The following is a 23,069-nucleotide window of genomic DNA, read 5'->3' on the forward strand; positions in this document are numbered from 1 at the left end:
CCGCAGGTCACGGCCGGGTGGGGCTCTCGCCCCGCGAGCGCCCCACCCGGCCGTGACCTGCGGCATATCGGGGCATCCACCCGATCGGGAACCGCCGCCTGCCGCAAGCCGTGAGCCACCCGACCCCAACCAGCGGACCCCGGCGCTTCGGGAGACCCGCAGGCGCCGGGTGGTGAGGTCAGCGTGGCCGGGGGATGCGGCGGCGTACGTCCGCGACGGTGGAGGGGCCGGGCTGCCAGGGGGCCACCCAGGGGGCGTCGGCCGGTGGAGTGACCACACCGCCCTCCAGGCTGGCGTACCGGCCGGCGAGGATGCGCTTCGCGGCGGCCACGTCGACGGTGTCGGTGTTCTGCCACAGGGCGGTGAAAAGCTGCTCGACCCGGACCCGGGCCTGCCGGCAGAACAGGTCGGCCAGCTCCACGTTCTCCGGGTGAATGTCCTTCTCGGCGTACGCCCGCACGCAGACCGCGCTCATCGCGAACAACTCCGCGCCGATGTCCACCACCCGGGCGAGGAACGCCTGCTTGCGCTCCATCCTGCCCTGCCAGCGGGACATCGCGTAGAACGTCGACCGGGCCAGCTTGCGGCTGTACCGCTCGACCTGGCGGAGATGACCGGCGAGCGGGCCGAACTCACCGTACGCCTTCGGACGCTGTCCCGGCCCGACCGCGAGGGTGGGCAGCCACCTGGCGTAGAACGCCCCGGCCCGGGCACCGGCCTTCGCCTTGCGACCCAGGTCGGCGTCCGGGTCGATGATGTCGCCGGCCACGGAGAGATGGGCGTCGACAGCCTCCCGGGCGATCAGCAGGTGCATGATCTCGGTCGAGCCCTCGAAGATCCGGTTGATCCGCAGGTCCCGGACGAGCTGCTCGGCGGCGGCCGGGCGTTCCCCCCGGGCGGCGAGCGACTCGGCCGTCTCGTAGCCGCGCCCGCCCCGGATCTGGACCAGCTCGTCGCCGATCTTCCAGGCCATCTCGCTGGCGTACAACTTCACCAGCGCCGCCTCGATGCGGATGTCGTTGCGGTCGTCGTCGGCGAGCAGGCAGCAGAGGTCCAGCATGGTCTCCATGCCGTACGTGGTGGCGGCGATGAAGGCGAGCTTCTGGGCGACCGCCTCGTGCTCGCCGACCGGCCGGCCCCACTGCACCCGGTCGGCGGCCCACCCGCGGGCCACGTGCAGGGCCCACTTGCCGGCGCCGACGCACATCGCCGGCAGCGACAACCGCCCGGTGTTCAACGTGGTCAGTGCGATCTTGAGGCCCTTGCCCTCGCCGCCGATGACGTTCTCCTTCGGTACGAAGACGTCATGAAAGCGGGTGACGCTGTTCTCCAGGCCGCGCAGGCCGACGAAGGCGTTGCGCCGTTCGACGGTGATGCCCTCGCTGTCGCCGTCCACCACGAAAGCGGTGATGCCGCCACGCCGGCCCTCGGCGGCGGGCACCCGGGCCATCACCACCAGCAGGGTGGCGACGGTGCCGTTGGTGGCCCAGAGCTTCACCCCGTTGAGCCGGTAGCCGGTGCCGTCGTCGGTGGGTACGGCGGTGGTGGCGAGCCGGGCCGGGTCGGAGCCGACGTCGGGCTCGGTGAGCAGGAACGCGGAGACCTCGCCGGCCGCGAGCCGGGGCAGGAACCGCTGCTTCTGCTCGTCGGTGCCGAACATCTTCAGCGGCTGCGGTACGCCGATGGACTGGTGGGCGGAGAGCAGCGCCCCGATCGCCGGGCTGACCGAACCGGCCAGCATCAGCGCCCGGCAGTAGTGCAGGTTGCTCAGCCCCAGCCCGCCGTACCTCCGGTCGATCTTCATACCGAAGGCGCCGAGCCGGGCCAGCCCGTGGAAGACCTCGTCGGGGATACGGGCGTCCCGTTCGATGGCGGCGCCGTCCACCTCGGCCCGCAGGTACGCCTCGAACGCGGTCAGGAACTCCTCAGCCCGCGCGACGTCCGCCGGATCGGAGCGGGGCCACGGGTTGATCAGGTCGAGCCGGAAACGACCGAGGAACAACTCCTTGCCGAAGCTGGGCCGGTCCCAGGCCGTCTCCCGGGCGGCCTCGGCGACCTGCCGGGCCTCCTTCTCGGTGACCTGCCCCGACTGCTCTGAGCCCTGTCCCGACCGCTCGGCGGCCTGCCCCGACTTCCCGGGCAGCGACTCGGCGCCGTCGGCGGCGGATCGGCTGTTGTCTGTCGTGGTCACGGCTGCCCCCTCGAACCTCGGTCCGGACGCGTCAACGGGCGTGACATCCGCAACGCTACCCCTGGTTGTTACCCAGCGGTAGCCGTACGTGCACGTCGGATTTACCGGGCCGCGCCCGACCCGGCGCGACGGCCCTCGGCGAGGTCCCGCGGGTGGTCGTCGTCATCGTCGTCGTCGATGTCGTCCTCACCCCAGTTGCGGCGGGCGAACGGCAGGAACACCCAGAGGGCCAGCAACCACAGCGCGGTGATCCCGCTGAGCACGAAGGCGATCGACCGGTCGAGGATGAAATCGGTGATCAACAGCACCGCGCTGACCATCGCGACCAGCATGAAGGCGAGCCCCGTACTGGCCATCCGGTGGGCGAACCGGACCAGTTCCGGTTTCCTGCCCTGCCGGAACAGCGCCCGGTGGAAGGCCACCGGCGAGATGATCGCCGCCGTGGCCGCCGCCGCGGAGAGCAGCGAGACGACGTAGATGTCCTTCTGGAAGTCGCTGGTCTGGGGAAAGCCGGAGCTGAACGGCAGGGTCAACAGGAAGGCGAAGAGGATCTGCACCCCGGTCTGCGCGACCCGCAACTCCTGAAGCAGGTCGGCGAAGTTACGCTGCCAGCGCTGCCGCTCCGATTCCCTGGACACGTGCCACCTCCGAAAGACGATGCCGACGGGTCCGGATTGCCGGCAGCAAGCTGGTGCCCCGGCACGGCACGCGCGAAACCGGCTCAGGAACCGCAGTGACCGCGTACCCGGGCCAGGATCGCCTCGACCAGCGGGGCCGGCGCCTGGTCGGGAATCCAGTGGGTGACGCCGGGAAGCTCGACGAAGCGGTACTCCCCCGTCACGTGCCGGACGCAGTCCTCCGCGGCGGTCCGGCCGATCGCGGCGTCCCGGTCGCTCCACACGAAGGTGGTCGGCACGGTCACCGGCCCGACGGCGGCCAGGTCCCGCGAGGACATGGCCCGGTACCAGTTCAGCGCGCCGGTCAGCGCGCCCGGCTCGCGCATCGGGTCGGCGTACCGGGCGACCCGGGAGGCGTCGCCGACGCCGGCGAGCAGCTTGCGCAGGGCAGCCGCCCGGAACGCGAGCAGCACCTTCTCCGCCTTGCCGGACTGCCGGAACAGCGCCATGTACGCGGAGCGGACCTTCTGCCGTGGATCGTTCGCCAGCGCGTACCCGAAGGCGGCCGGGTGCGGGACGGAGACGGCGGTCAGCGTCCGGACCCGCTGCGGGTGCCACGCCGCCAGCGCCCAGGCCACCACGGCGCCCCAGTCGTGCCCCACGACGTGGACCGCCTCGACACCCAGGGCGTCGAGTAGCGCCACCACGTCGGCGACCAGCTCGGGCACCCGGTAGGCGGACGCCTCGACGGGGCGGGCGCCCGGCGAGTAGCCCCGCTGGTCCGGCGCGTAGGTGCGCAGGCCGGCGGCGTGCAGCGGCGGCGTCACGTCGTCCCACTCCCCACCGTGCTGGGGGAAACCGTGCAGCAGCAGGACGGCCTCGCCGGCCCCCGGGCCGCCGGTGCGTACCTCGAACGTCAGCCCTCGCGCCTCGACCCGCATGATCGCCACCGTAGCCGACCGCACCGCGCGCGTCGCCGTACGAGGGTGTCACGCCGGTCACCGGCTGGGCCGTTGCCGCAGGTCGGTGCTAGCGTCTGGACGAGAACACCTTCACCTCCGACAGGGGAGCGCACAGCGCTGAGAGTGTGGGCGGCCGCCCGCAGACCCTCGAACCTGATCTGGGTAATGCCAGCGCAGGGAGTTCGGTCGACCTCCAGCCGCGCCGCCGTCCGGCGAGCACCGGGCGCGGCGTGCGTCTTCTCCTGGTTCGATCATTTGGACTGGGAGCACACCATGAAGCACACCGACAGCAACCGGTGGCGCACCATCGACATCGTCGTCGCGGCGGTGCTGGGAGTCGCCTTCGGCGTCATCTTCTGGGCCTGGGGGCTGCTGTGGAACGGTCCCGCCGAGGTGATTCCCCTGCCCGGCCGCGCCGTTATCTACGGCGTGTGGCTGGTGCCGGCTGTCCTCGGCGCCCTGGTCGTCCGGAAGCCGGGGGCCGCGTTCTTCACCCTGACCCTGGCCGCACTGGTCTCCGTGGCCCTCGGTAGCGCCTGGGGCTGGACGCTTGTCGTTCAGGGGCCGGCCGAGGCGGCCGCGGCGGAGCTGGTTTTCGCGGCGACCGGATACCGCGCCTTCCGGATGCCGGTGGCGCTCCTGGCCGGCACGCTGGCCGGCGTCGCCGCAGCTCTGTACGACGTCTTCATCTGGTATCCCGGGACGGCGTGGGGCAGCTTCCGTCTGCCGTACATTCTGATCACCGCTGTCAGCTCGCTGGTCGTCGCCGGCGTCGGTGGCTGGTACCTGACGCGCGCCCTGGCCGGCACCGGCGTACTGGACCGCTTTCCCGCCGGCCGCGACCGCCCCGCCGTCTGACCGACCACCCTCACCGGCCCGATTGCGTTGATCATGAAGTTGGCGGCGATGTGGACCGCGGACGGTGCCGCCAACCTCATGATCACAAAGCAGACAGGGGGACGGCGGTGAACGCGGTGCGGCTGCGGGGGTTCGGGTGGCGGCACGCGGGGCGTCGGCGCTGGGCGGTGCGCGGGGTCGATCTGGACGTCGCGGCCGGGGAGCGGGTGCTGCTGCTGGGGCCCTCCGGGGCCGGCAAGAGCACCCTGCTGGCGGCGCTGGCGGGGCTGCTGCCGCTGGACTCCGGCGAGCGGGAGGGCACCGTCGAGATCGACGGCCGGGATCCGCGTACCGCCCGCGAGCGCGTCGGCGTGGTCTTCCAGGACCCGCAGTCGCAGCTGGTGATGGCCCGCTGCGGCGACGACGTGGCGTTCGGGCTGGAGAACCGGGGCGTGCCGGCCGAGGCGATCTGGCCCCGGGTGGACGCCGCGCTGCGCCGGGTCGGCTTTCCGTACCACCGGGACCGACCCACCGCCGCCCTCTCCGGCGGCGAACAGCAACGCCTCGCCCTGGCCGGCGCGCTGGCGCTGCGCCCCCGCCTGTTGCTGCTCGACGAGCCGACCGCCAACCTGGACCCGGCCGGGGCGCACCTGGTCCGGCAGGCGGTCGCCGACGCGCTGGACGACGACACCACCCTGATCCTGGTGGAGCACCGGGTCGCCGACGCGCTGCCGCTGGTGAACCGGGTGGTGGTCCTGGAACCGGGCGGCGGGATCCGCGTCGACGGCCCGCCCGAGGCGGTTTTCGACCGGTACGGCGACGCGCTCGACGCCGACGGGGTCTGGGTGCCGGGCCGCAGTACGCCACCCCGACACGCTCCCTCCCCCGCCGGGGAGGTGCTGCTCACCGCCGACCGGCTCGGCCTGCCGCCCCGGCTGGCCGCCACCGACTGTGCGGTACGCGCCGGCGAGGCGCTGGCCGTACTCGGACCCAACGGCGCCGGCAAGTCGACCCTGGCCCTGCTGCTCGGTGGGCTGCTGCGCCCCGGCACCGGCCGGGTCTGCGCCACGCCGGCCCTGGCCGGTCCCGACGCCCGAACTCCCCCGCACCGGTGGCGGGCACCCGCGTTGACCCGCCGGATCGGCTCGGTCTTCCAGGATCCGGAGCACCAGTTCGTCACCGGTACCGTCCTCGACGAACTGGCGCTCGGCCCCCGCCGCACCGGCCAGCCCGAACCGGCGGTACGGGCCACGGTGGATTCGCTGCTGGGGCGGCTGCGGCTGATCGACCTGGCCGGCGCCAACCCGTACACCCTCTCCGGCGGGGAGGCCCGGCGGTTGAGCGTGGCGACCGCGCTGGCCACCGCGCCCCGGCTGCTGGTCTGCGACGAACCAACCTTCGGGCAGGACCGGCGGACCTGGCGGGAACTGGTGGACCTCTTCGCCGACCTGCGCGACGACGGGCACGGCGTGGTCACCGTCACCCACGATGCGGACTTCGTCTCCGCCCTGGCCGACCGCACGGTCACCCTGGCGCGGCCGTGATCGGCGTGGAGCCCGTCGCGGCCCCCGACGCGCCGCTGGCCCGACGCAACCCGGTGGCGAAGCTCGCCGCCGCGCTGGTGTTCTCGTTCATCCTGGTGGCCACCCTGGATCCGGTGGCCCCGGCGATCGCGCTCGCCATCGAGTTGGCGCTGCTACCGCTGTTCGGCGTCCGGTACCGGGTACTGGCCCGACGGGCGCTGCCGCTGCTGGCCGGCGGCGTGGGGATCGTGGCCACGCTGGTGCTGTTCGCCGCCGACCGCTCCGGCCGGGTGCTACTGGACGTCGGGCCGGTCCTGGTGACCGAAGGGGTGCTGGTCACCGCGCTCGGGCTGGTGCTGCGGATGTTCGCGGTGGCGCTGCCCGGGGTCATCGTCTTCGCCACCACGGACCCGACCGACCTGGCCGACGCGCTGATCCAGAACGCGAAGGCCCCGGCCCGTTTCGCCATCGGTGCACTGGCCGCGTTCCGGCTGGTGCCGCTGCTCGGTCAGGAGTGGCAGACGATCGCGCTGGCCCGCCGGGCGCGGGGCGTGGACGCTGGACGCAATCCGGTGGCCCGGTTGCGGCTGTTCGGGTCGACCGCCTTCGCCCTGCTGGTCGGTGCGATCCGGCGGGGCACCCGGCTGGCGGTGGCGATGGACGCCCGCGGCTTCGACGCCGGCACCCCCCGGACGGTCGCCCGCCGGCAGCACTTCGGCACGGCGGACTGGCTGCTGCTCGTCGGTGCGGCGGTGCTGGCCGGCGGGGCGTTGGCGGTGAGCATCGCACTGGGCACCTTCCGCCCACTGCTCGGCTGAGCGCCGGCAGCCACGACCGGAGCGGGCCACAGCGCGGGCGGACGACCACGCCGACACCCGGCGCCGACGGGCCGTGGCCGCCGTCGGCGTCGGGTGTCGGGGCCGGTCAGCTGCGCCGGAAGGCATACCGGCGGGTCTGCGCCCGGGCGGTGATGGAGCCGCCGCGGACCGACCGGTCCGACGACCACGGCGGCGTGGCCCGGGCCGCGACCGACCGTCCGGCACGGTCGGCGGGTAGCACGGCCGGGATGGCGGGTGCCACGGCGAGCGCGTCGAGGTCCGCCGTGGTCACCTCCAGGCCCGCCGACACGTCGGGTGCGGCGGCGAAGGACTGGGTGCGCGGGTACTTCCTGGGACTGCGTTTGGCGGGCATACGTTGCCTCCTGCTACGGGTTCACAGGACCGCCACCCGACACGGGCGGGCGGTCGGCGGGCAGGGAACGGCCCGGGCGACCGACCACAGAGGACCCGTTCAGGGCAACGCGGACGCCCGGAGCTCACGGACCCGCGACGACGGCGGGTCGGGCTCTGGATGAAGGGGCGTCAGATGCGCATGCCAGAACGGTAACGGGCGGCCGGCGGCGGACGCATCCGATTTACCGGCCGGCACCGGACGCAAGCGTCCACCAGACGGGAACGCTCGGTGGCCGTGGCGTACCCACAGCCGCACGGGCCCACCATGGGACGAGCCGACCACACCACACAGCCGCAGGTCACCAGGGGTACGTACCGGGTGAGCGGGCGTCCCCGGGCGACGGCGCGCGGCGCGTTCATCACCCAGCGTCGACGTCCACTCCCCGGGCGGGGTCGGGCACGATACGGTCGCAGCACCACGGACGTACGAGAAGGGCGGACATAGATGGCGCAGCAGGCGACGGCGCAGATCGGGGTGACCGGGCTGGCGGTGATGGGCCGCAACCTGGCCCGGAACCTGGCCCGCAACGGCTTCACGGTGGCGGTGCACAACCGCTCACCCGAGCGCACCCGCAGTCTGGTGGCCGAGCACGGCGACGAGGGCGCATTCGTGCCGTCGGAGTCCCTCGCCGACTTCGTCGCCTCGCTGGAACGGCCCCGTGCGGTGATCGTCATGGTCAAGGCCGGCGCCCCCACCGACGCGGTCATCGACGAGTTGGTCCCGCTCCTGGAGGAGGGGGACATCGTCGTCGACGCCGGCAACGCGCACTTCGCCGACACCCGCCGCCGGGAGGAGGCGCTGCGCGAGCGCGGGCTGCACTTCGTCGGCACGGGCGTCTCCGGCGGCGAGGAGGGCGCGCTGCTCGGCCCGAGCATCATGCCCGGCGGTTCCGCCGAGTCGTACGCGAAGCTCGGCCCGATGTTCGAGAAGATCGCCGCGCAGGTGGACGGCACGCCGTGCTGCCGGCACGTCGGCCCGGACGGCGCCGGCCACTTCGTGAAGATGGTCCACAACGGCATCGAGTACGCCGACATGCAGCTCATCGCCGAGGCGTACGACCTGCTGCGGGCCGGGCTGTCGGCAACCCCGGCGGAGATCGCGGAGATCTTCCGGGAGTGGAACGCCGGCGAGTTGGGCTCCTTCCTCATCGAGATCACCGCCGACGTGCTGGCGCACACCGACGCGGCGACCGGTCGCGCGTTCGTCGACATCGTGCTCGACCAGGCGGAGCAGAAGGGCACCGGCCGTTGGACGGTGCAGAGCGCGCTCGACCTGGGCATCCCGATCACCGGTATCGCCGAGGCGACGTTCGCCCGGTCGCTGTCCGGCCACGCCAACCAGCGCGAGGCCGCCCGCCGCGCCTTCGGCGACGCCGGCGAGAAGTGGCAGGTCGAGGACCGGGAGACCTTCGTCGAGGACGTGCGGCGCGCGCTGCTGGCCAGCAAGATCGTCGCGTACGCGCAGGGCTTCGACCACATCCGCGCCGGCAGCCGCGAGTACGACTGGAACATCGACCTGGGCGGCACCGCCACCATCTGGCGCGGCGGCTGCATCATCCGGGCCCGTTTTCTGGACCGCATCCGGGAGGCGTACGACGAGCAGCCGGAACTGCCGACGCTGCTGGTGGCGCCGTACTTCGCCGACGCGGTCAGCGACGGCGTACCGAGCTGGCGGCGGGTGGTCGCCGACGCGGCCCGGGCCGGCGTGCCCACCCCGGCGTTCTCCTCGTCACTGGCGTACTTCGACGCGCTGCGCGCCCAGCGGCTGCCGGCGGCGCTGATCCAGGGCCTGCGGGACAACTTCGGTGCGCACACCTACCGTCGGGTCGACCGGGAGGGCACCTTCCACACCCTCTGGTCCGGTGACCGTTCCGAGGTGGCGGGCTGACCCTCACCCGCCGGTCCACCGCGTCCCGGTGGGGCACGCGATGACCAGATGACCAGGCGGTTGCGGCATGTCGTGCATCCCGTCCTTGGGACAGCGCGGCATGCCGCACTCTGTGCCCGGAGCATGCCGGGGCGGACACGACGACGCCGCCGCCCGGAGGGGGCGGCGGCGTCGGACGGTCGTCACCAGAACCGGCGACGCTTGGCCTTCTGCGGGCGCAGCAGGTCGGCGCCCTTGGCCAGCAGGCGGCTCACGCCGGTGGGACCACGACGGGCCTCCAGCGAGTGGCTGAGCCGACGGGCACCGGCCGCCGCCAGCGGCACGGCGACCGCCATGACCGCCCACTGGGCGATCCGCTTCTGCATCATGTGGGTTCACCTCCGCGATCGGCTGCTGGGATGGTGGTACCCCGGATCCGAGATCACCAATCGTGATCCGCGCCCCGTCCAGGTCAGGACGGCGGGGCGACCGGGTTGGGCAGCGCCCCACCGAAGCGACGGTCCCGCTGCGCGTACAGCTCGCAGGCGTACCACAGGTGGCGGCGGTCGAAGTCCGGCCAGAGGGTGTCGAGGAAGACCAGCTCGGCGTACGCGGTCTGCCAGAGCAGGAAGTTGGAGATCCGTTCCTCGCCGGAGGGGCGCAGGAAGAGGTCCACCTCGGGGATCTCCGGATGGTAGAGGTACCGCGCCACGGTCTTCTCGTTGACCTTGGACGGGTCGAGCCGGCCGGCGGCCACGTCCCGGGCGATCGCGGCGGCGGCATCGGCGATCTCCGCCTGGCCGCCGTAGTTCACGCAGAACTGCAGGGTCAGCGTCGAGTTGTCCCGGGACATCTCCTCGGCGGTCTGCAACTCGCTGATGACGCTCTTCCACAGGCGACCGGCCCGCCCCGACCAGACCACCCGGACCCCGAGGTCGACGAGTTGGTCGCGGCGGCGGCGGATGACGTCCCGGTTGAAGCCCATCAGGAAACGGACCTCCTCCGGGGAGCGCCGCCAGTTCTCGGTGGAGAACGCGTACGCCGACAGGTAGGGGATGCCCAGCTCGATGGCACCCTCGATGGTGTCGAAGAGGCTGAACTCGCCCTGCTCGTGGCCCTTCGTCCGGGGCAGCCCACGCTCCTTGGCCCACCGGCCGTTGCCGTCCATGACGATCGCGACGTGCTTCGGCAGGGCATCGGCCGGCAGGGCCGGCGGCCGGGCGCCGGACGGGTGCGGGGTCGGTGGCACCGGCTGGCGTCGGACGCCCCTCGTCGATCGGATCACTCGGTCCTCTCCCTGAACACAGCGGCGGTGGCGGGCCCGACGCGCGGCGGGACCGCACCCGGCCCCGCGCCGCCCGGCGGCGGAGCGCCGGGCGCCGGAGCACCCCGGTCGACCAGCGGCAGCGAGCGTAACGCGCGCTCCAGGTGCCACTGCAGGTGCGCCGCGACCAGGCCGCTGCACTCCCGGCGTACGCCCGGGTCGGTGGCGTCGGCGACCACCCAGTCACCGCTGGTCAACGCGGACATCAGGTCGATGGTGGCCGGGGCGGGATGCGCTGCGCCAGGCGGCCGGCAGTCCGGGCAGACCGCGCCGCCGGCCGGCACGGAGAACGCCCGGTGCCGCCCCGGCGTGCCGCAGACCGCGCAGGCGACCAGCGCCGGAGCCCAACCGGCGAGGGACATCCCGCGCAGCAGGTACGCGTCGAGCACCAGCGTGGTGGCGTGCTCGCCCCGGGCGAGGGCCTTGAGTGCGCCGAGGGTGAGCTGGAACAGCCGCAGCGACGGCTCCCGCTCGACGGGGGTGAGCCGCTCCGCCGTCTCGGCGATCGCGCTGGCTGCCGTGTAACGGGGGTAGTCGCCGAGGAACCGCTTGCCGTACAGGTCGATCCCCTCGACCTGGCTGACGGTGTGCAACGAGCTGCCCTGGTTGCCCTTCGGGTCGCCGGCCAGTTGGAGGTCGACGTGCCCGAACGGCTCCAGCCGGGCGCCGAACCGGCTGGTGGTGCGCCGCACGCCGCGAGCCACCGCGCGGATCCGGCCGTGCCGGCGGGTCAACAGCGTGATGATCCGGTCGGACTCGCCCAGCTTCTGCACGCGCAGCACCACCGCGTCGTCGCGGTAGAGCTGTCGGCGGTACCCGGCCATCGGACCATTCTCCCTCGGGGTGGGAAATCAGGGTCGGTTCGGGGTGGACCCGACCACGTCCCTGATGTGTGAGCCAACGCGCGGCCCTAGGTTGGGAAGCATGGTTCTTCCCCGCAGCGCCGCGGCCCTGGGCGCGGCCACCGCTCTCATCCTCACCGCCGGGTGTGACACGCTGGCGTTCCGGCGGCTGGAGTTCGACCAGACCGAGGCGGTCCGGATCGGCACGGTGACGGTGCGGCCGGGCTCGGGCGACGTGGTGGTGCGGGCGACCGGCCCGGCCACCGAGGTCCGCGTCAAACGGGTGCTGCGCTACCAGGGCGACCAGCCGGCACGCACGTACGAGATCCGCGGTGACGAGCTGGTGCTCGACACCCGCTGTGGCCCCCGCTGCTCGGTGTCGTACGAGGTGACCGCGCCGGAGGGAGTCACGGTCCGGGGCGAGACCGGCTCCGGCGACGTCGAACTGACCAAGGTCGGCACCGTCGACTTCGTGCTGGGCTCCGGCAACATCGGGGTCACCTCCGCCACCGGCCCGGTACGCGTCGAGACCGGCTCGGGCAACATCGACGTGACCGGCGTGGCCGGTGTGACGCGGCTGCGCGCCTCCTCCGGGGACATCACCGGCGACCGGCTCGGCGGCGAGGTGGACGCGGAGACCGGCTCCGGTGACGTCACCCTCGGTCTGGACCGGCCCGCCTCGACGCGGGCGCACACCGCCAGCGGGGACGTGACGCTGGGTGTGCCCCCGGGTCGGTACCGGGTGCAGTCCCACACCGGTTCCGGCGACGCCAGCCTGGGGGTCCAACACGATCCGGGCGCTTCCCTGCTGCTCGATCTGAGCACCGGCAGCGGGAACGTCACCGTCGACCAACGTTGAGGTCGACGGTGGTGCTCTCGGGGGCGATGTCGGCCCGGCGCGGGTCGGGCACCGCCGCCCGTCCGGGTGCACCCGCGCGGACCACCGGCCCGTCCACGCCGAAGCTGGCACCGGCCGGTGGCGGACTCGTCGGCATGTCCACGGAGCCGGCCCCGCCGGCTGCGGCCGGGCGCGCCGGGTCGGTCCGGGTCGGCGCCCGGCCGCCGGGGATCAGTTCGGGCCGCCGGCGGGCAGCCACGTCCTCCACCCAGCCGACCAGCAGGGTGACGACGCCGACCAGGGCGAAGACCAGCACCACCCGGACGGCCAGTCCCATCGGGTCGCGGTCGGTCCAGCCGACCAGCCCCACCATCGGCGTCAGCAGCACCACGAACGGCATGTGCCAGAGGTAGATCGTCAGTGCCCGCCGGTTCACCACGGTCACCAGCCGGCCGACCAGCGGACTCCGGTCCACCCAGGCGGCGGCGACCGGGGCGCGGCCGATCATCAGCAGGATGAACGCGGCTGACCAGAGCGCGTTGCCCAGCGGGATGTCGTTGAGGTCGTACCCGCGCGGGCCGGGGTGGGTGAGGATCCACCCGCCGCCGGCCGCGCCGAGGACCAGCACCGTGGGCACCAGCACCCGGTTGGCCAGTCGTCGCAGCATGCCGTCGTGGTGGGCGAAGCCGAGCAGCCACGCACCGAAGTAGAGACCGAAGTGGTGCAGCACGGTGGACGCGGTGGCCAGGATGCCGGACTCGATGGCGACCAGCAGGACGTACGGGGCCAGCAGGGTGGGCAGAGGCGCGCGCCGGAACAGCCAGAGCGCCACCGGCGAGGCGAGCACGAACCAGAGGTAGTCGCGCAGGTACCAGATCGGGCTGAGCGCCAGCGCCCCCCAGTAGTTGGCTGGCGGATCGGCGACCGGGAAGAGCCAGAGCAGCACCCGCGGGTGCACCGCCAGCCCGGTCAGCAGCATGGCCGGTACGAGGACCGCCGCCACCACCCACAGCGACGGCAGCAGCCGGCGTAGGCGGCGCAGTACCGCGGACGGCCCGCAGCGGTCGAGGGAGGCCGCCATCAGCGAACCGGCGAGCGCGAACATCACCGACATCGCCGGGAAGACCAGCGTCAGCGCGGCGAGCCCGGTGACGTGGTAGACCACGACCCGGATGAGGGCCAGGGCGCGCAGCAGGTCAAGGTATCGATTACGCATCAGCCTGCATCTATGTCAGGGGGCAAGGGGTCACTGTTCCCTACCCTGCGAGCCGATCCTGTGAAACCAGCGCATTATGGGGGCAAACGTGAGGTTTTGCACATCGCACGGGCCGTCCCGGCGCGCGCCGGCACCCCGTCCCTCCCGGCGACCGGCCTCAGAAGCCGAGCTTGCGCAACTGCTTCGGGTCCCGCTGCCAGTCCTTCGCCACCCGCACGTGCAGGTCGAGGTAGACCCGGGTACCGAGCAGCTCCTCGATCTGCCGGCGGGCGCGGGTGCCCACGTCCTTGAGCCGGCTGGCCCGGTGCCCGATGACGATCGCCTTCTGGCTGGGCCGCTCGACGTACACGTCGGCGTAGATCTTCATGACCGGGCCCTCGGGGATCATCTCCTCGACGACCACCGCGATGGAGTGCGGCAACTCGTCGCGAACCCCCTCCAGGGCCGCCTCCCGGATCAGCTCGGCGACGAGCACCTGCTCCGGGTCGTCGGTGAGCATGTCGTCCGGGTAGAGCTGCGGCGACGGCGGCAGATAACCGGTCATCACGTCCACCAGGGTGTCCACCTGGTGCCCCGAGACGGCGCTGACCGGCACCACGTCGGCGAACTCGCCCAGCTCGCTGACCGCCAGCAGCTGCTCGGCCAGACGCTTGCGGTCCACAAGATCGGTCTTGGTCACCACGGCCAGCACGGTGGCCTTCAGCTCGGCCAGCTCACCGCTGATGAACCGGTCACCCCGACCGATCGGCTCGTCGGCCGGGATGCAGAGCCCGATCACGTCGACCTCGCTCCAGGTCGAGCGGACCAGGTCGTTCAGGCGCTCGCCGAGCAGCGTACGGGGACGGTGCAGGCCCGGCGTGTCCACCAGGACGAGCTGGGAGTCCGGGCGGTGCAGTACGGCCCGGATCACGTGCCGGGTGGTCTGCGGCTTGCTCGAGGTGATCGCGATCTTCTGGCCGACGATCGCGTTGGTCAACGTCGACTTGCCCGCGTTGGGTCGGCCGACGAAACAGGCGAACCCCGCCCGGTACGGACGCCGGGTGACGTCGGCGGTCACTCGACCACCGTGCCGAGGACCGTGCCGTCCGGCGCGGCGACGTGGATCGGCGCGTCGGCGGCAAGATCCCGCACGGCGGCGTGCCCCGCCCCGTCCAGCGTCGACGCCTCGGTCACCACCACGGCCGCCTCCAACCGGGTGGCTCCCGCCGCGACGGCGGAGGCCACCGCCAGCTGAAGCGCGGTGAGGGTCAGCGACGGCAACGCGACACTGGCCGCGGCGTACGTCCGGCCGTCCTGGTCGCGGACCGCCGCGCCCTCCACGGCCCCCACTCGGCCTCGGGCGCCCCGGGCCAGGACGACCAGCTTGCCGTCCTCGGCGCTCAACGCGGCCGGGTCGGACGGGGTGGGCCGAGCGGCCGGTACGGCGGGTGACTCAGGCATCGGCGGGTTGCCTCTCCTCGGTTCTGGACTGGTCCGTGCGGGACTCGGTGGACTCGCCGCCCCCCGCTGGCTGGCCGCCTGGCTCGACCCGGCTGACCAGCACGGTGTCGATCCGGTTGCGCCGGCCGGTGGTGCCCTCGGCGAGCAGGCGCAGCCCGGCGACCTCGGCTTCGGCGCCGGGGATCGGCACCCGGCCCAGCGCCTGGGCCAGCAGGCCACCGACGGTCTCCACCTCGTCGGTGGGCAGCTCGGTGTCGAACAGCTCACCGAGATTCTCCACCGGGAGCCGGGCGGTCACCCGCACCGACCCGTCCGCCAGGTGCTCGACCGGCGGGCGTTCGACATCGTACTCGTCGGTGATCTCCCCGACGATTTCCTCCAGGATGTCCTCGATGGTGACCAGGCCGCCCGTGCCGCCGTACTCGTCGACGACGATGACCAGATGGTTGCGGGCGGCCTGCATCTCCGAGAGCAGGTCGTCGACCGGCTTGGACTCCGGCACGAAGGTCGCCGGTCGCATCAGCTCCCGGACCGGCGTCTGGTGGTCGCGTGGGTCGCCACCACGGGTACGCCGGATCAGGTCCTTGAGGTAGAGCACACCGAGCACGTCGTCGACGCTCTCCCCGATCACCGGGATCCGCGAGAAACCGGAGCGCAGGAAGAGCGTCAACGCCTGGGAGAGGGTCTTGCCCTCCTCGATCCACACCATCTCGGTACGCGGCACCATCACCTCCCGGGCGATGGTGTCGCCGAGGGCGAAGACCGAGTGGATCATCTGCCGCTCGCCGTGCTCCACGACACCGCGCTTCTCGGCCAGGTCGACCAGCTCACGCAGTTCCACCTGGGTCGCGAACGGGCCCTCCCGGAAACCGCGCCCCGGAGTGACCGCGTTGCCGATCAGGATCAGCAGCGAGGCGAGCGGGTTGAGCGCCCGGCCCAGCCAGCGCACCAACGGCGCCACCGACCGACCGACCGCGTACGCGTGCTGCCGGCCGAGGGTACGCGGGGCCACGCCGACCACCACGAAGCTGACCACGGTCATCGCGCCGGCGGTGAGCAGCGCCGCCCGCCAGCCCGCACCGTAGGTGTCCACCGCGACCAACGCCACCAACGTGGTGGCGGTCAACTCGGCGAGCAGCCGAAGCAGCAGCAGCAGGTTGAGGTGGCGGACCACGTCACCGGCGACCGCCTGGAGCGTGCCCGCACCCCGCGCGCCGTCCCGGGCCAGCTCGGCGGCCCGCGCCGGAGAGACGGCGGCCAGCGCCGCCTCGGTCATCGCGATCAGGCCGGCGAGCACCACCAGACCGGCGGCGAAGAAGATCAACTGGAGGTCGGGCAGACCCGCTGTCGGGCCCGCCGCGAGAGTGTCCATCACCGGGCCCGGGTCGACCGCCAGCTGGCCAGCAGTCGCGCCTGGAGCCCGAACATCTCCCGCTCCTCCTCCGGCTCGGCGTGGTCGTACCCGAGCAGGTGCAGCACCCCGTGCACGGTGAGCAGGTGCAGCTCGTCGGCGGCCGAGTGCCCGGCGGCCGCGGCCTGCTTGGCGGCCACCTCCGGGCAGAGCACGATGTCACCGAGCAGGGCCGGCTCGCCGCCGGCCGGGGCGCTCTCGCCCGGGCCGTGGTCGACGCTGCCCTCGTCCATCGGGAAGGCGAGCACGTCGGTCGGCCCGTCCCCGCCCATCCAGCGGTGGTTCAGCTCGGTCATGTAGTCGATGTCGACCAGCAGCACGGAGAGCTCGGCGAGGGGGTTGACCCCCATCTCGTCGAGGGCGTGCCGGGCGACGGCGAGCACGGCGTCGGTGTCGACCTCGACGCCGGACTCGTTGGCGATCTCGATGGACATGTCTTCCTCTGTCATTAGCGGCGCCGACCGGCCCGGCCGCCCTGGGCGGTCCGCCCGGGCACGGCGTGCACGCCCTGCGCCTGCTGGTTCTCCCGCTCGGCGTCCCAGCGGGCGTACGCGTCGACGATCTCCCCGACCAGTTTGTGCCGGACCACGTCGGAGCTGGAGAGCGGGGCGAAGTGCACGTCCTCGACCCCCGCCAGAATCTCCCGGACCATCCGCAGCCCACTGGTCGTCCCGCCGGGAAGGTCCACCTGGGTGACGTCACCGGTCACCACGATCTTGGAACCGAAGCCGAGCCGGGTGAGAAACATCTTCATCTGCTCGGGCGTGGTGTTCTGCGCCTCGTCGAGAATGATGAACGCGTCATTGAGGGTGTTGTGTGTGACCAGGAAGTGGTCGGTGACGTACAGCGAGTCCTCCGCCGCGACCTGGATGCACATCGTTTCCTGCACACCGGCCGGGATGATCGAGTCGATGAACCGCATCGGCCGACCACCGCCATGCTCGTCGTACAGCCGACGCTTGCGGGACAGGCGGAAGGGCGCGATCCCGGCAGGCAGCCGGATCTCCACGACGTAGGCGTCGGCCCGGTACGAGACCGGACGTCCCTTCGCCAGGCCGGGCCTGCGCCCCTCGGCCTCCCGGACCCGCCAGGTGGCGACGCCACCCAACGACTGGACCAGGTGGACCACGTCGTCGCGCAGTCGGGGGGACGTCGTGCAGTACTGCACCCGGCAGGTGCGACCCGCCTGGACGACCAGCCCGCCGTCGGTGTCCAGCAACCCCTGCAGCACGGCCAGACGAACGTCGAGGCTGTTGGACTTGTACACGTCGGGGACGAACTTCGTAGCCGACGTCGTACCGGCCAGGCTCAGCTCACGCAGGGCCGCCGTCACCGGGTTGGCCACGATGACGCCGCCCCGGTGACCCTTGACGTGCCGGAGGCCGTAGTCGTAGTTGCTCTTGTGGACCAGCTCGATGTCGGTGAGCGCCTGCTCCAACGCGAGCGCGAGTTCCGGATCCCCGGTGCTGAACGCCGGCGTGGTCTGACACGAGATCGAACCGTCACCGAGCAGCAGACCGAGCGCGTACGGATCGAGCGGGACGTCCCGGGGCTCCATCTGCACCGGTGCCACGACGGGAAGCTCGTACCGGCGAGTATGACCCCGCCACTCCTTGCCGATCATCTCCCGCGTCTCGAGCGTGCGCCGGCGCCCGCGCCGCTTGTCGTCCGGGGTGGCGACGGTCCAGAGGTGCTCGCCGCAGCAGAGGGTGGAAGCCCCGTCCTGCGTGGTGACCCGGTAGACCTTCCGGGGCCCCTGAGGGTAGATGCCGATCACCGGGGTGGGTGTCCCGTTCGACCCGATGACCAGGTCACCGATCCGGAGCGACCCGAACGGCTTGAAGCCCTCCGGGGTCAGCACCCGCGCGTCGTACGGCTGCGCACGCCCGCGCATGTATGCCAGCGGCGCCACCTCGATCGTGCCGGCGGCCATCAGTTTCGGGATGGACTCCGGGTCGAGCATGTCGTGCAACGCGTCGTAGAGCGGGCGCAGGTACGGGTCGATCTTCTCGTTGAGGGTGCCGGGCAGGAAGCCCAGCCGCTCCCCCGCCTCGACCGCCGGCCGGGTGAGGATGATCCGGTTGACCTGCTTGGCCTGCAGCGCCTGCACGGCCTTCGCCATCGCCAGGTAGGTCTTGCCGGTACCGGCGGGGCCGATGCCGAAGACGATGGTGTGCGCGTCGATCGCGTCGACGTACTTCTTCTGCCCGAGGGTCTTGGGACGGATGGTGCGCCCGCGCCGGGACAGGATGTTGAGGGTGAGGACCTCGGCGGGGCGCTCGGCGCTGCCCTGCTCGAGCATGCCGACGGTACGCCGGACGGCGTCGGTGGTCAGGGTCTCGCCTTTCTCGATCAGTTCGAGCAGCTCGCTGAAGAGGCGCTCGGCGAGGGCGTTGTCGGCGGGCGTACCGGTGATGGTCACCTCGTTGCCACGCACGTGCACGTCACTGTTGATCGAGCGTTCGACGAGCCGCAGGATCTCGTCGCCCGCGCCGAGCAGATTCACCATGATCTTGGGGTCGGGGACCGTGATCCTGGTCTGCACCCGGGGCGGGCCGGGAGGTGGGGTGCCGGTCATAGCTCGGGCCGTCAGGCCCTGTGCCACCTGCTTCCGATCTCGGCGCCGGGCCCTGCTGGCGCGGCGTGCGGACGTTGTACCCATGGTATCCGTTCCGCGGCGGGGGCACCCGGTCCATTTCCGCCTGCGGCAGACCGGACCAAACGCCCGCCGGCTAGCGCCCAGCTGTTTGATCGACTCCGACCGCGCCGAGATGGGGCATCCCGCTGGCCTGACATCCCCGAACGGCGCAACGGAAGACCCCGCCCCGGCCGACCACCACCCCGACCAGGGCCGGCCGGCAGCGGGCGTCGGCCGGGCCGGTCAGCGGGCGAGCATCGGGCCCAGCGGCGCGCCGCCGAGCAGGTGCGCGTGCACGTGGAAGACCTCCTGCCCGCCGTACGCGCCGGTGTTGAACATCAGCCGGAAGCCGTCGCCGAGCAGCCCCTCGTCCTCGGCCACGGCGGCGGCCGTGGCCAGCACCTCACCGGCGAGCGCCGGGTCACCCTGGCCCAGCGTGGCCACGTCGACGTAGTGCTCCTTGGGGATGACCAGCACGTGTACCGGCGCCTTCGGGTCGATGTCGCGGAAGGCGAGCGTGCGGTCGGTTTCCCGGACGATGGTCGCCGGGATCTCCCCGGCGACGATGCGGCAGAACAGGCAGTCAGCTCCCATTCGGGCATCGTAGGTCGTACCGACCGGCTCGCCCGCGACGCGCCCCTCACTCCGGCCGGTCACCCGCCGCCGGCCGACTCTCACTCGTGGTCACCCACGGCGGCCGGCCAGGCGAGCACAGCCGCGCTGACCCCGGGGCGTCCCGGCGGCGCGACCGTGCGTGGGATCACCAGCGGGCGAGGCGGGTGGCGAGGACGGTCAGGGCGACCACGCCGGCGGTGGACGTACGCAGCACCGACGGGCCGAGGCGGACCGGGCGGGCACCGGCCTCGGTGAAGGCGGCCAGCTCAGCCGGGGCGATGCCGCCCTCGGGTCCCACCACCAGCACGATCTCGCCGGTGTCGGGCAGGTCGACGGCGGTCAGCCGCTCCTGCGCCTCCTCGTGCAGCACGAACGCCGTCTGCGCCCCGGCGATCCGCCGCGCCACGGCGGCGGTGGACTCGTCGGGCGCGCCGGCCACCACCGGCAGCCACGGGCGACGGGCCTGCTTGGTCGCCTCCCGGGCGGTGGCGACCCACTTCTCCCTGGCCCGTACGCCGCGATCGCCCCGCCACTGCGTCACCGACCGGGACGCCGCCCAGGGCACGATCTCGTCCACTCCGACCTCGGTCATCGCCTGCACGGCCAGTTCACCCCGGTCACCCTTGGCGATGCCCTGCACGACGACCAGCCGGGGGACCTCGGCGTCGGCGTACCCCCGGGCGGTGACCCGCAGGTCGAGGGTGCCCCGGCCGACGGCGGCGACCACGGCGGTGGCCGTGCCGCCCCGGCCGTCGGCCAGCAGCAGCTCCTCACCGACGCGCAGCCGCTGGACGGTGGCCGCGTGACGCCCCTCCGGGCCGTCCAGGGTCAGCGTGTCCGCAACCGGCAGTGCCTCGACCAGGAACAGCGGTGCGGACACTCAGGCGTGCCCGTTGAACGCGTCGCGCATCCGGGAGAAGAAGCCGCCCTGCTTGGTCAGCTCGGCGACCTCCTCGCCCCGGGTCTTGGCGAACTCGCGCAGCATCCGCTCCTGCTCGGCGTCGAGCTTGGTCGGGGTCCGCACGTCGAGGTGGACGTAGAGGTCGCCCCGGCCGGTGCCGCGCAGGTGCGGCACGCCCCGGGCGCGCAGCCGCAGCGTACTGCCCGGCTGGGTGCCGGGCTTGACGTCGACCGTCTCCTCGCTGTCGAGGGTCTTGATGGTCAGCCGGGTGCCGAGCGCGGCGGCGGTCATCGGCACGGTGACCCGGCAGTGCAGGTCGTCGCCCTTGCGGGAGTAGACGTCGTGCGGCCGTTCGTGGATCTCCACGTAGAGGTCGCCGGCGGTGCCACCGCCCGGGCCGACCTCGCCCTGCTGGGCGAGCCGGATCCGCATGCCGTCCTCGACGCCGGCCGGGATCTTGACGGTCAGCGAGCGGCGGGTCCGCACCCTTCCGTCGCCGGCGCAGGTCGGGCAGGGGTGCGGGATGGTGGTGCCGTAGCCCTGGCAGACGGTGCACGGCCGGGCGGAGACCACCTGGCCGAGGAAGGTGCGCTGCACCGACTGCACCTCGCCCCGGCCGCCGCACGCCTCACAGGTGGCCAGGTGGGTGCCGGCCGCGGTGCCCGCCCCGGAGCAGGTGGTGCAGAGCACCGCGGTGTCGACGGTGATCGGTGCCTCGACGCCGAACGCGGTCTCGTGCAGGTCCAGCTCGAGCCGCAGGATCGCGTCGGCCCCGGGCCGGGTACGCGGGCGCGGCCCCCGGGCGCCGCCGGCAGCCCCGCCGAAGAAGGCGTCCATGATGTCCTGGAAGCCGACGAACGGGCCCGCCCCGCCGGGGCCGCCCGGCCCACCGGCACCCCCGCCGCCCGGGGCCAGCGGGTCGCCACCCAGGTCGACGATCTGCCGCTTACGGTCGTCCGAGAGAACCTCGTACGCGGCGTTGATGTCCTTGAACTTCTCCTGTGCCTCCGGATCCGGATTCACGTCCGGGTGGAACTGGCGCGCCAACTTACGGTAGGCGCGCTTGATCTCGTCGTCGGAGGCTTCCCGGCTCACGCCGAGAATGCCGTAGTAGTCCCTGGCCACTGCGTTCGGTGTCCTCATGTTCGTCTCACGTTGCGCCGGTCGTCGCCCGGAGCCGGCTCCGGGCCCTGCATTGCGTCAGTTCTGGGCCAGCAGCTCGCCCACGTAGCGTGCCACGGCCCTCACCGTGGCGATGGTGCCGGGGTAGTCCATCCGGGTGGGACCGAGCACCCCCAGACCGCCGACGATGGTCGTGCCCGGGCCGTACCCGGTGCTGACCACCGAGGCGGCGCGCAGGTTGTCGATCTCGTTCTCGTCGCCGATCAGCACCCGGGTGGTGCTCGGCTCGGCCTCCCCAATGAGCTTGAGCAGGACAACCTCCTCCTCCAGCGCCTCCAGGATGGGCCGCAGCGAACCCTGGAAGTCGAGCAGGCCACCCCGGGTCAGGTTGGCCGTGCCGGCCAGCGCGAGGCGCTCCTCGTGCCGCTCGACCAGCGTCTCCAACAGCACGGTGGACAGGGTGGTCATGGCGCCGCGCAGGTGCGGCGCCGACTCCTCGACGAGGGCCTGGACCAACGGCGGGGTGTCCGACAGCCGGCTGCCCACCAGCTTCTCGTTGGCCAGCCGGCGCAGGTCGGTGACGTCCTCGGCCGGGACCGGCGCGGGCAGCTCGACCAGCCGCTGCTCGACCCGGCCGGTGTCGGCGATCATGACCAGCATCAGCCGGGTGGTGGAGATCGGCACCAGCTCCAGGTGGCGCACGGAGGAGCGGGCCAGCGACGGGTACTGCACCACCGCGACCTGGCGGGTGAGCTGGGCCAGCAGCCGGACCGTGCGGTGCACCACGTCGTCCAGGTCGACCGCGCCGACCAGGAAACGTTCGATTGCCCGCCGCTCGGCGGGGCTGAGCGGCTTGACCCGGGAGAGCCGGTCGACGAAGAGGCGGTAGCCGCGGTCGGTGGGCACCCGACCCGCGCTGGTGTGCGGTTGCCGGATGTAGCCCTCCTCCTCCAGCACAGCCATGTCGTTGCGCACCGTGGCCGGCGAGACCCCGAGCTGGTGCCGCTCGACCAGGGCCTTGCTGCCGACCGGTTCCTGCGTGGCGACGTAGTCCTCGACGATCGCACGCAGCACGGCGAGCTTGCGGTCGTCGAGACCCATCTCCCCACCTCCTGACGCACGTCTGCCCGGAGCGGTCCGGGGCCGGGCCGACGGCACCGGACCGCGCGGGCGACCGACGCGGCGGGCGACCGACCGGCCGGGCGACCCGACCGTGCCGGCGACCATCGCTCCGGCACCCAACGCTCTGGCACTCGACTGTACCGAGTGCCAGTCTACGTCGGCGTTCCCGCCGACGCGATGATCAGCGACGGACGACCGGTGCGGCCGGTCGGCGGCACCGGCCCACCAGGAGCGGTCATCCGGATCTCGGCGGAGGTGTCACTCTGGTGCCCCTTGCCGTCAGCCCCTACCGTGACCTTCATGACCGAACCACCTCGCCCTACCGGTGCCGGCGGCTCCGACGAGCCCACGGCCCCGTTCGGCTCCTCCCC

At 72.7% G+C, this 23,069-nt stretch carries 23 protein-coding genes, 2 pseudogenes and 1 riboswitch; of the genes and pseudogenes, 5 read left to right on the top strand and 20 right to left on the bottom strand.

Annotated features, from left to right (window positions below; translation table 11 throughout):
- Positions 1-178: 178 nt before the first annotated feature.
- The 3 genes from E1166_RS18765 to E1166_RS18775 form a co-directional block, all read right to left on the bottom strand.
- Positions 179-2,191, bottom strand: a complete 2,013-nt coding sequence (locus E1166_RS18765) for an acyl-CoA dehydrogenase family protein (protein WP_132340577.1) — start codon at positions 2,189-2,191, stop codon at positions 179-181.
- Positions 2,192-2,292: 101 nt separating this feature from the next.
- Positions 2,293-2,829 carry a DUF6328 family protein gene (locus E1166_RS18770; protein ID WP_132340579.1) on the bottom strand — a complete coding sequence of 179 codons (537 nt, stop codon included), beginning with the start codon at positions 2,827-2,829 and terminating at the stop codon, positions 2,293-2,295.
- Between the two features lie 83 nt (positions 2,830-2,912).
- Positions 2,913-3,749, bottom strand: a complete 837-nt coding sequence (locus E1166_RS18775) for an alpha/beta hydrolase (RefSeq protein WP_132340581.1) — start codon at positions 3,747-3,749, stop codon at positions 2,913-2,915.
- 112 nt (positions 3,750-3,861) lie between these two features.
- A riboswitch (TPP riboswitch) is annotated at positions 3,862-3,968 on the top strand.
- 75 nt (positions 3,969-4,043) lie between these two features.
- On the opposite strand from E1166_RS18775, the gene E1166_RS18780 reads away from it, so the two are divergent.
- The 3 genes from E1166_RS18780 (at position 4,044) to E1166_RS18790 (ending at position 6,948) form a co-directional block, all read left to right on the top strand.
- Complete coding sequence (locus E1166_RS18780; RefSeq protein ID WP_132340583.1) at positions 4,044-4,628, top strand: ECF transporter S component; 585 nt, start codon at positions 4,044-4,046, stop codon at positions 4,626-4,628.
- Positions 4,629-4,735: 107 nt separating this feature from the next.
- Complete coding sequence (locus E1166_RS18785) at positions 4,736-6,151, top strand: ABC transporter ATP-binding protein (protein ID WP_132340585.1); 1,416 nt, start codon at positions 4,736-4,738, stop codon at positions 6,149-6,151.
- On the top strand, positions 6,148-6,948 hold the full coding sequence (locus E1166_RS18790) for an energy-coupling factor transporter transmembrane component T (protein ID WP_132340587.1): 801 nt from the start codon (positions 6,148-6,150) through the stop codon (positions 6,946-6,948). Before E1166_RS18785 ends, E1166_RS18790 begins: the two co-directional genes overlap by 4 nt.
- A 106-nt stretch (positions 6,949-7,054) precedes the next feature.
- On the opposite strand, the gene E1166_RS18795 is transcribed toward E1166_RS18790, so the two are convergent.
- Complete coding sequence (locus E1166_RS18795) at positions 7,055-7,321, bottom strand: hypothetical protein (RefSeq protein ID WP_132340589.1); 267 nt, start codon at positions 7,319-7,321, stop codon at positions 7,055-7,057.
- Positions 7,322-7,807: 486 nt separating this feature from the next.
- Here E1166_RS18795 and gndA point away from each other — a divergent pair, with 486 nt between their 5' ends.
- Positions 7,808-9,250 carry an NADP-dependent phosphogluconate dehydrogenase gene (gene gndA / locus E1166_RS18800; RefSeq protein WP_132340591.1) on the top strand — a complete coding sequence of 481 codons (1,443 nt, stop codon included), beginning with the start codon at positions 7,808-7,810 and terminating at the stop codon, positions 9,248-9,250.
- Between the two features lie 182 nt (positions 9,251-9,432).
- Here gndA and E1166_RS18805 read toward each other — a convergent pair whose 3' ends face one another.
- The 3 genes from E1166_RS18805 to recO form a co-directional block, all read right to left on the bottom strand.
- Positions 9,433-9,618, bottom strand: a complete 186-nt coding sequence (locus E1166_RS18805) for a hypothetical protein (RefSeq protein WP_132268463.1) — start codon at positions 9,616-9,618, stop codon at positions 9,433-9,435.
- Positions 9,619-9,701: 83 nt separating this feature from the next.
- Positions 9,702-10,478 carry an isoprenyl transferase gene (locus E1166_RS18810; RefSeq protein ID WP_207914342.1) on the bottom strand — a complete coding sequence of 259 codons (777 nt, stop codon included), beginning with the start codon at positions 10,476-10,478 and terminating at the stop codon, positions 9,702-9,704.
- Between the two features lie 32 nt (positions 10,479-10,510).
- Positions 10,511-11,377 carry a DNA repair protein RecO gene (gene recO, locus E1166_RS18815; RefSeq protein WP_132340595.1) on the bottom strand — a complete coding sequence of 289 codons (867 nt, stop codon included), beginning with the start codon at positions 11,375-11,377 and terminating at the stop codon, positions 10,511-10,513.
- A 100-nt stretch (positions 11,378-11,477) separates the two neighbouring features.
- Between recO and E1166_RS18820 the strand changes: the two genes are divergently transcribed.
- Positions 11,478-12,254: a DUF4097 family beta strand repeat-containing protein gene (locus tag E1166_RS18820; RefSeq protein ID WP_132340597.1), complete on the top strand. Its 777-nt coding sequence runs from the start codon at positions 11,478-11,480 to the stop codon at positions 12,252-12,254.
- On the opposite strand, the gene E1166_RS18825 is transcribed toward E1166_RS18820, so the two are convergent.
- The 13 genes and pseudogenes from E1166_RS18825 to E1166_RS31040 form a co-directional block, all read right to left on the bottom strand.
- Positions 12,235-13,449 (bottom strand): acyltransferase, encoded by a 1,215-nt coding sequence (locus E1166_RS18825; protein ID WP_132340599.1) that lies wholly within the window; start codon positions 13,447-13,449, stop codon positions 12,235-12,237. The two genes, E1166_RS18820 and E1166_RS18825, sit on opposite strands and share 20 nt — an antisense overlap.
- Before the next feature lie 157 nt (positions 13,450-13,606).
- Entirely contained in the window at positions 13,607-14,506 is a 900-nt protein-coding gene (gene era / locus E1166_RS18830) for a GTPase Era (protein ID WP_132340601.1), read from the bottom strand.
- Positions 14,503-14,889, bottom strand: a complete 387-nt coding sequence (locus E1166_RS18835; RefSeq protein WP_132268448.1) for a cytidine deaminase — start codon at positions 14,887-14,889, stop codon at positions 14,503-14,505. Before E1166_RS18835 ends, era begins: the two co-directional genes overlap by 4 nt.
- Positions 14,882-16,285 carry a hemolysin family protein gene (locus E1166_RS18840; RefSeq protein ID WP_207914343.1) on the bottom strand — a complete coding sequence of 468 codons (1,404 nt, stop codon included), beginning with the start codon at positions 16,283-16,285 and terminating at the stop codon, positions 14,882-14,884. Before E1166_RS18840 ends, E1166_RS18835 begins: the two co-directional genes overlap by 8 nt.
- Positions 16,261-16,734 carry an rRNA maturation RNase YbeY gene (ybeY, locus tag E1166_RS18845; protein WP_132340603.1) on the bottom strand — a complete coding sequence of 158 codons (474 nt, stop codon included), beginning with the start codon at positions 16,732-16,734 and terminating at the stop codon, positions 16,261-16,263. Before ybeY ends, E1166_RS18840 begins: the two co-directional genes overlap by 25 nt.
- A 14-nt stretch (positions 16,735-16,748) precedes the next feature.
- The gene (locus E1166_RS32140) at positions 16,749-17,222 is read right to left on the bottom strand and encodes a PhoH family protein (RefSeq protein WP_347813030.1); all 474 of its coding nucleotides are present in this window, start codon (positions 17,220-17,222) and stop codon (positions 16,749-16,751) included.
- Positions 17,223-17,375: 153 nt separating this feature from the next.
- Positions 17,376-18,194, bottom strand: a pseudogene (locus E1166_RS32730) (LAGLIDADG family homing endonuclease); the annotation flags it as partial.
- Positions 18,183-18,878 (bottom strand): annotated as a pseudogene (locus E1166_RS32150) (PhoH family protein); the annotation flags it as partial. The pseudogenes E1166_RS32150 and E1166_RS32730, both read right to left, overlap by 12 nt.
- Before the next feature lie 303 nt (positions 18,879-19,181).
- Positions 19,182-19,532, bottom strand: coding sequence for a histidine triad nucleotide-binding protein (locus E1166_RS18855; protein WP_132268437.1), 351 nt, complete (start codon positions 19,530-19,532; stop codon positions 19,182-19,184).
- 166 nt (positions 19,533-19,698) lie between these two features.
- Entirely contained in the window at positions 19,699-20,433 is a 735-nt protein-coding gene (locus E1166_RS18860) for a 16S rRNA (uracil(1498)-N(3))-methyltransferase (protein WP_132340607.1), read from the bottom strand.
- Positions 20,434-21,579 (bottom strand): molecular chaperone DnaJ, encoded by a 1,146-nt coding sequence (gene dnaJ / locus E1166_RS18865; protein WP_207914344.1) that lies wholly within the window; start codon positions 21,577-21,579, stop codon positions 20,434-20,436.
- Between the two features lie 75 nt (positions 21,580-21,654).
- The gene (gene hrcA, locus E1166_RS18870; protein ID WP_132340611.1) at positions 21,655-22,677 is read right to left on the bottom strand and encodes a heat-inducible transcriptional repressor HrcA; all 1,023 of its coding nucleotides are present in this window, start codon (positions 22,675-22,677) and stop codon (positions 21,655-21,657) included.
- A 173-nt stretch (positions 22,678-22,850) separates the two neighbouring features.
- Positions 22,851-23,000 (bottom strand): hypothetical protein, encoded by a 150-nt coding sequence (locus tag E1166_RS31040; protein WP_165944374.1) that lies wholly within the window; start codon positions 22,998-23,000, stop codon positions 22,851-22,853.
- Positions 23,001-23,069 lie beyond the last annotated feature (69 nt).

The organism is Micromonospora sp. KC213, from assembly GCF_004348325.1.
Lineage (GTDB): Bacteria > Actinomycetota > Actinomycetes > Mycobacteriales > Micromonosporaceae > Micromonospora.

Bases quoted from the DNA above. Each gene is read 5' to 3' on its own strand.
- E1166_RS31040 (WP_165944374.1), bottom strand. From the start codon at position 23,000: ATGAAGGTCACGGTAGGGGCTGACGGCAAGGGGCACCAGAGTGACACC.
- E1166_RS18795 (WP_132340589.1), bottom strand. From the start codon at position 7,321: ATGCCCGCCAAACGCAGTCCCAGGAAGTACCCGCGCACCCAGTCCTTC.
- E1166_RS18805 (WP_132268463.1), bottom strand. From the start codon at position 9,618: ATGATGCAGAAGCGGATCGCCCAGTGGGCGGTCATGGCGGTCGCCGTG.
- E1166_RS18775 (WP_132340581.1), bottom strand. From the start codon at position 3,749: ATGCGGGTCGAGGCGCGAGGGCTGACGTTCGAGGTACGCACCGGCGGC.
- ybeY (WP_132340603.1), bottom strand. From the start codon at position 16,734: ATGTCCATCGAGATCGCCAACGAGTCCGGCGTCGAGGTCGACACCGAC.
- E1166_RS18825 (WP_132340599.1), bottom strand. From the start codon at position 13,449: ATGCGTAATCGATACCTTGACCTGCTGCGCGCCCTGGCCCTCATCCGG.
- E1166_RS18820 (WP_132340597.1), top strand. From the start codon at position 11,478: ATGGTTCTTCCCCGCAGCGCCGCGGCCCTGGGCGCGGCCACCGCTCTC.
- hrcA (WP_132340611.1), bottom strand. From the start codon at position 22,677: ATGGGTCTCGACGACCGCAAGCTCGCCGTGCTGCGTGCGATCGTCGAG.
- E1166_RS32140 (WP_347813030.1), bottom strand. From the start codon at position 17,222: ATGCGGTTCATCGACTCGATCATCCCGGCCGGTGTGCAGGAAACGATG.
- E1166_RS18780 (WP_132340583.1), top strand. From the start codon at position 4,044: ATGAAGCACACCGACAGCAACCGGTGGCGCACCATCGACATCGTCGTC.
- gndA (WP_132340591.1), top strand. From the start codon at position 7,808: ATGGCGCAGCAGGCGACGGCGCAGATCGGGGTGACCGGGCTGGCGGTG.
- recO (WP_132340595.1), bottom strand. From the start codon at position 11,377: ATGGCCGGGTACCGCCGACAGCTCTACCGCGACGACGCGGTGGTGCTG.
- E1166_RS18835 (WP_132268448.1), bottom strand. From the start codon at position 14,889: ATGCCTGAGTCACCCGCCGTACCGGCCGCTCGGCCCACCCCGTCCGAC.
- E1166_RS18855 (WP_132268437.1), bottom strand. From the start codon at position 19,532: ATGGGAGCTGACTGCCTGTTCTGCCGCATCGTCGCCGGGGAGATCCCG.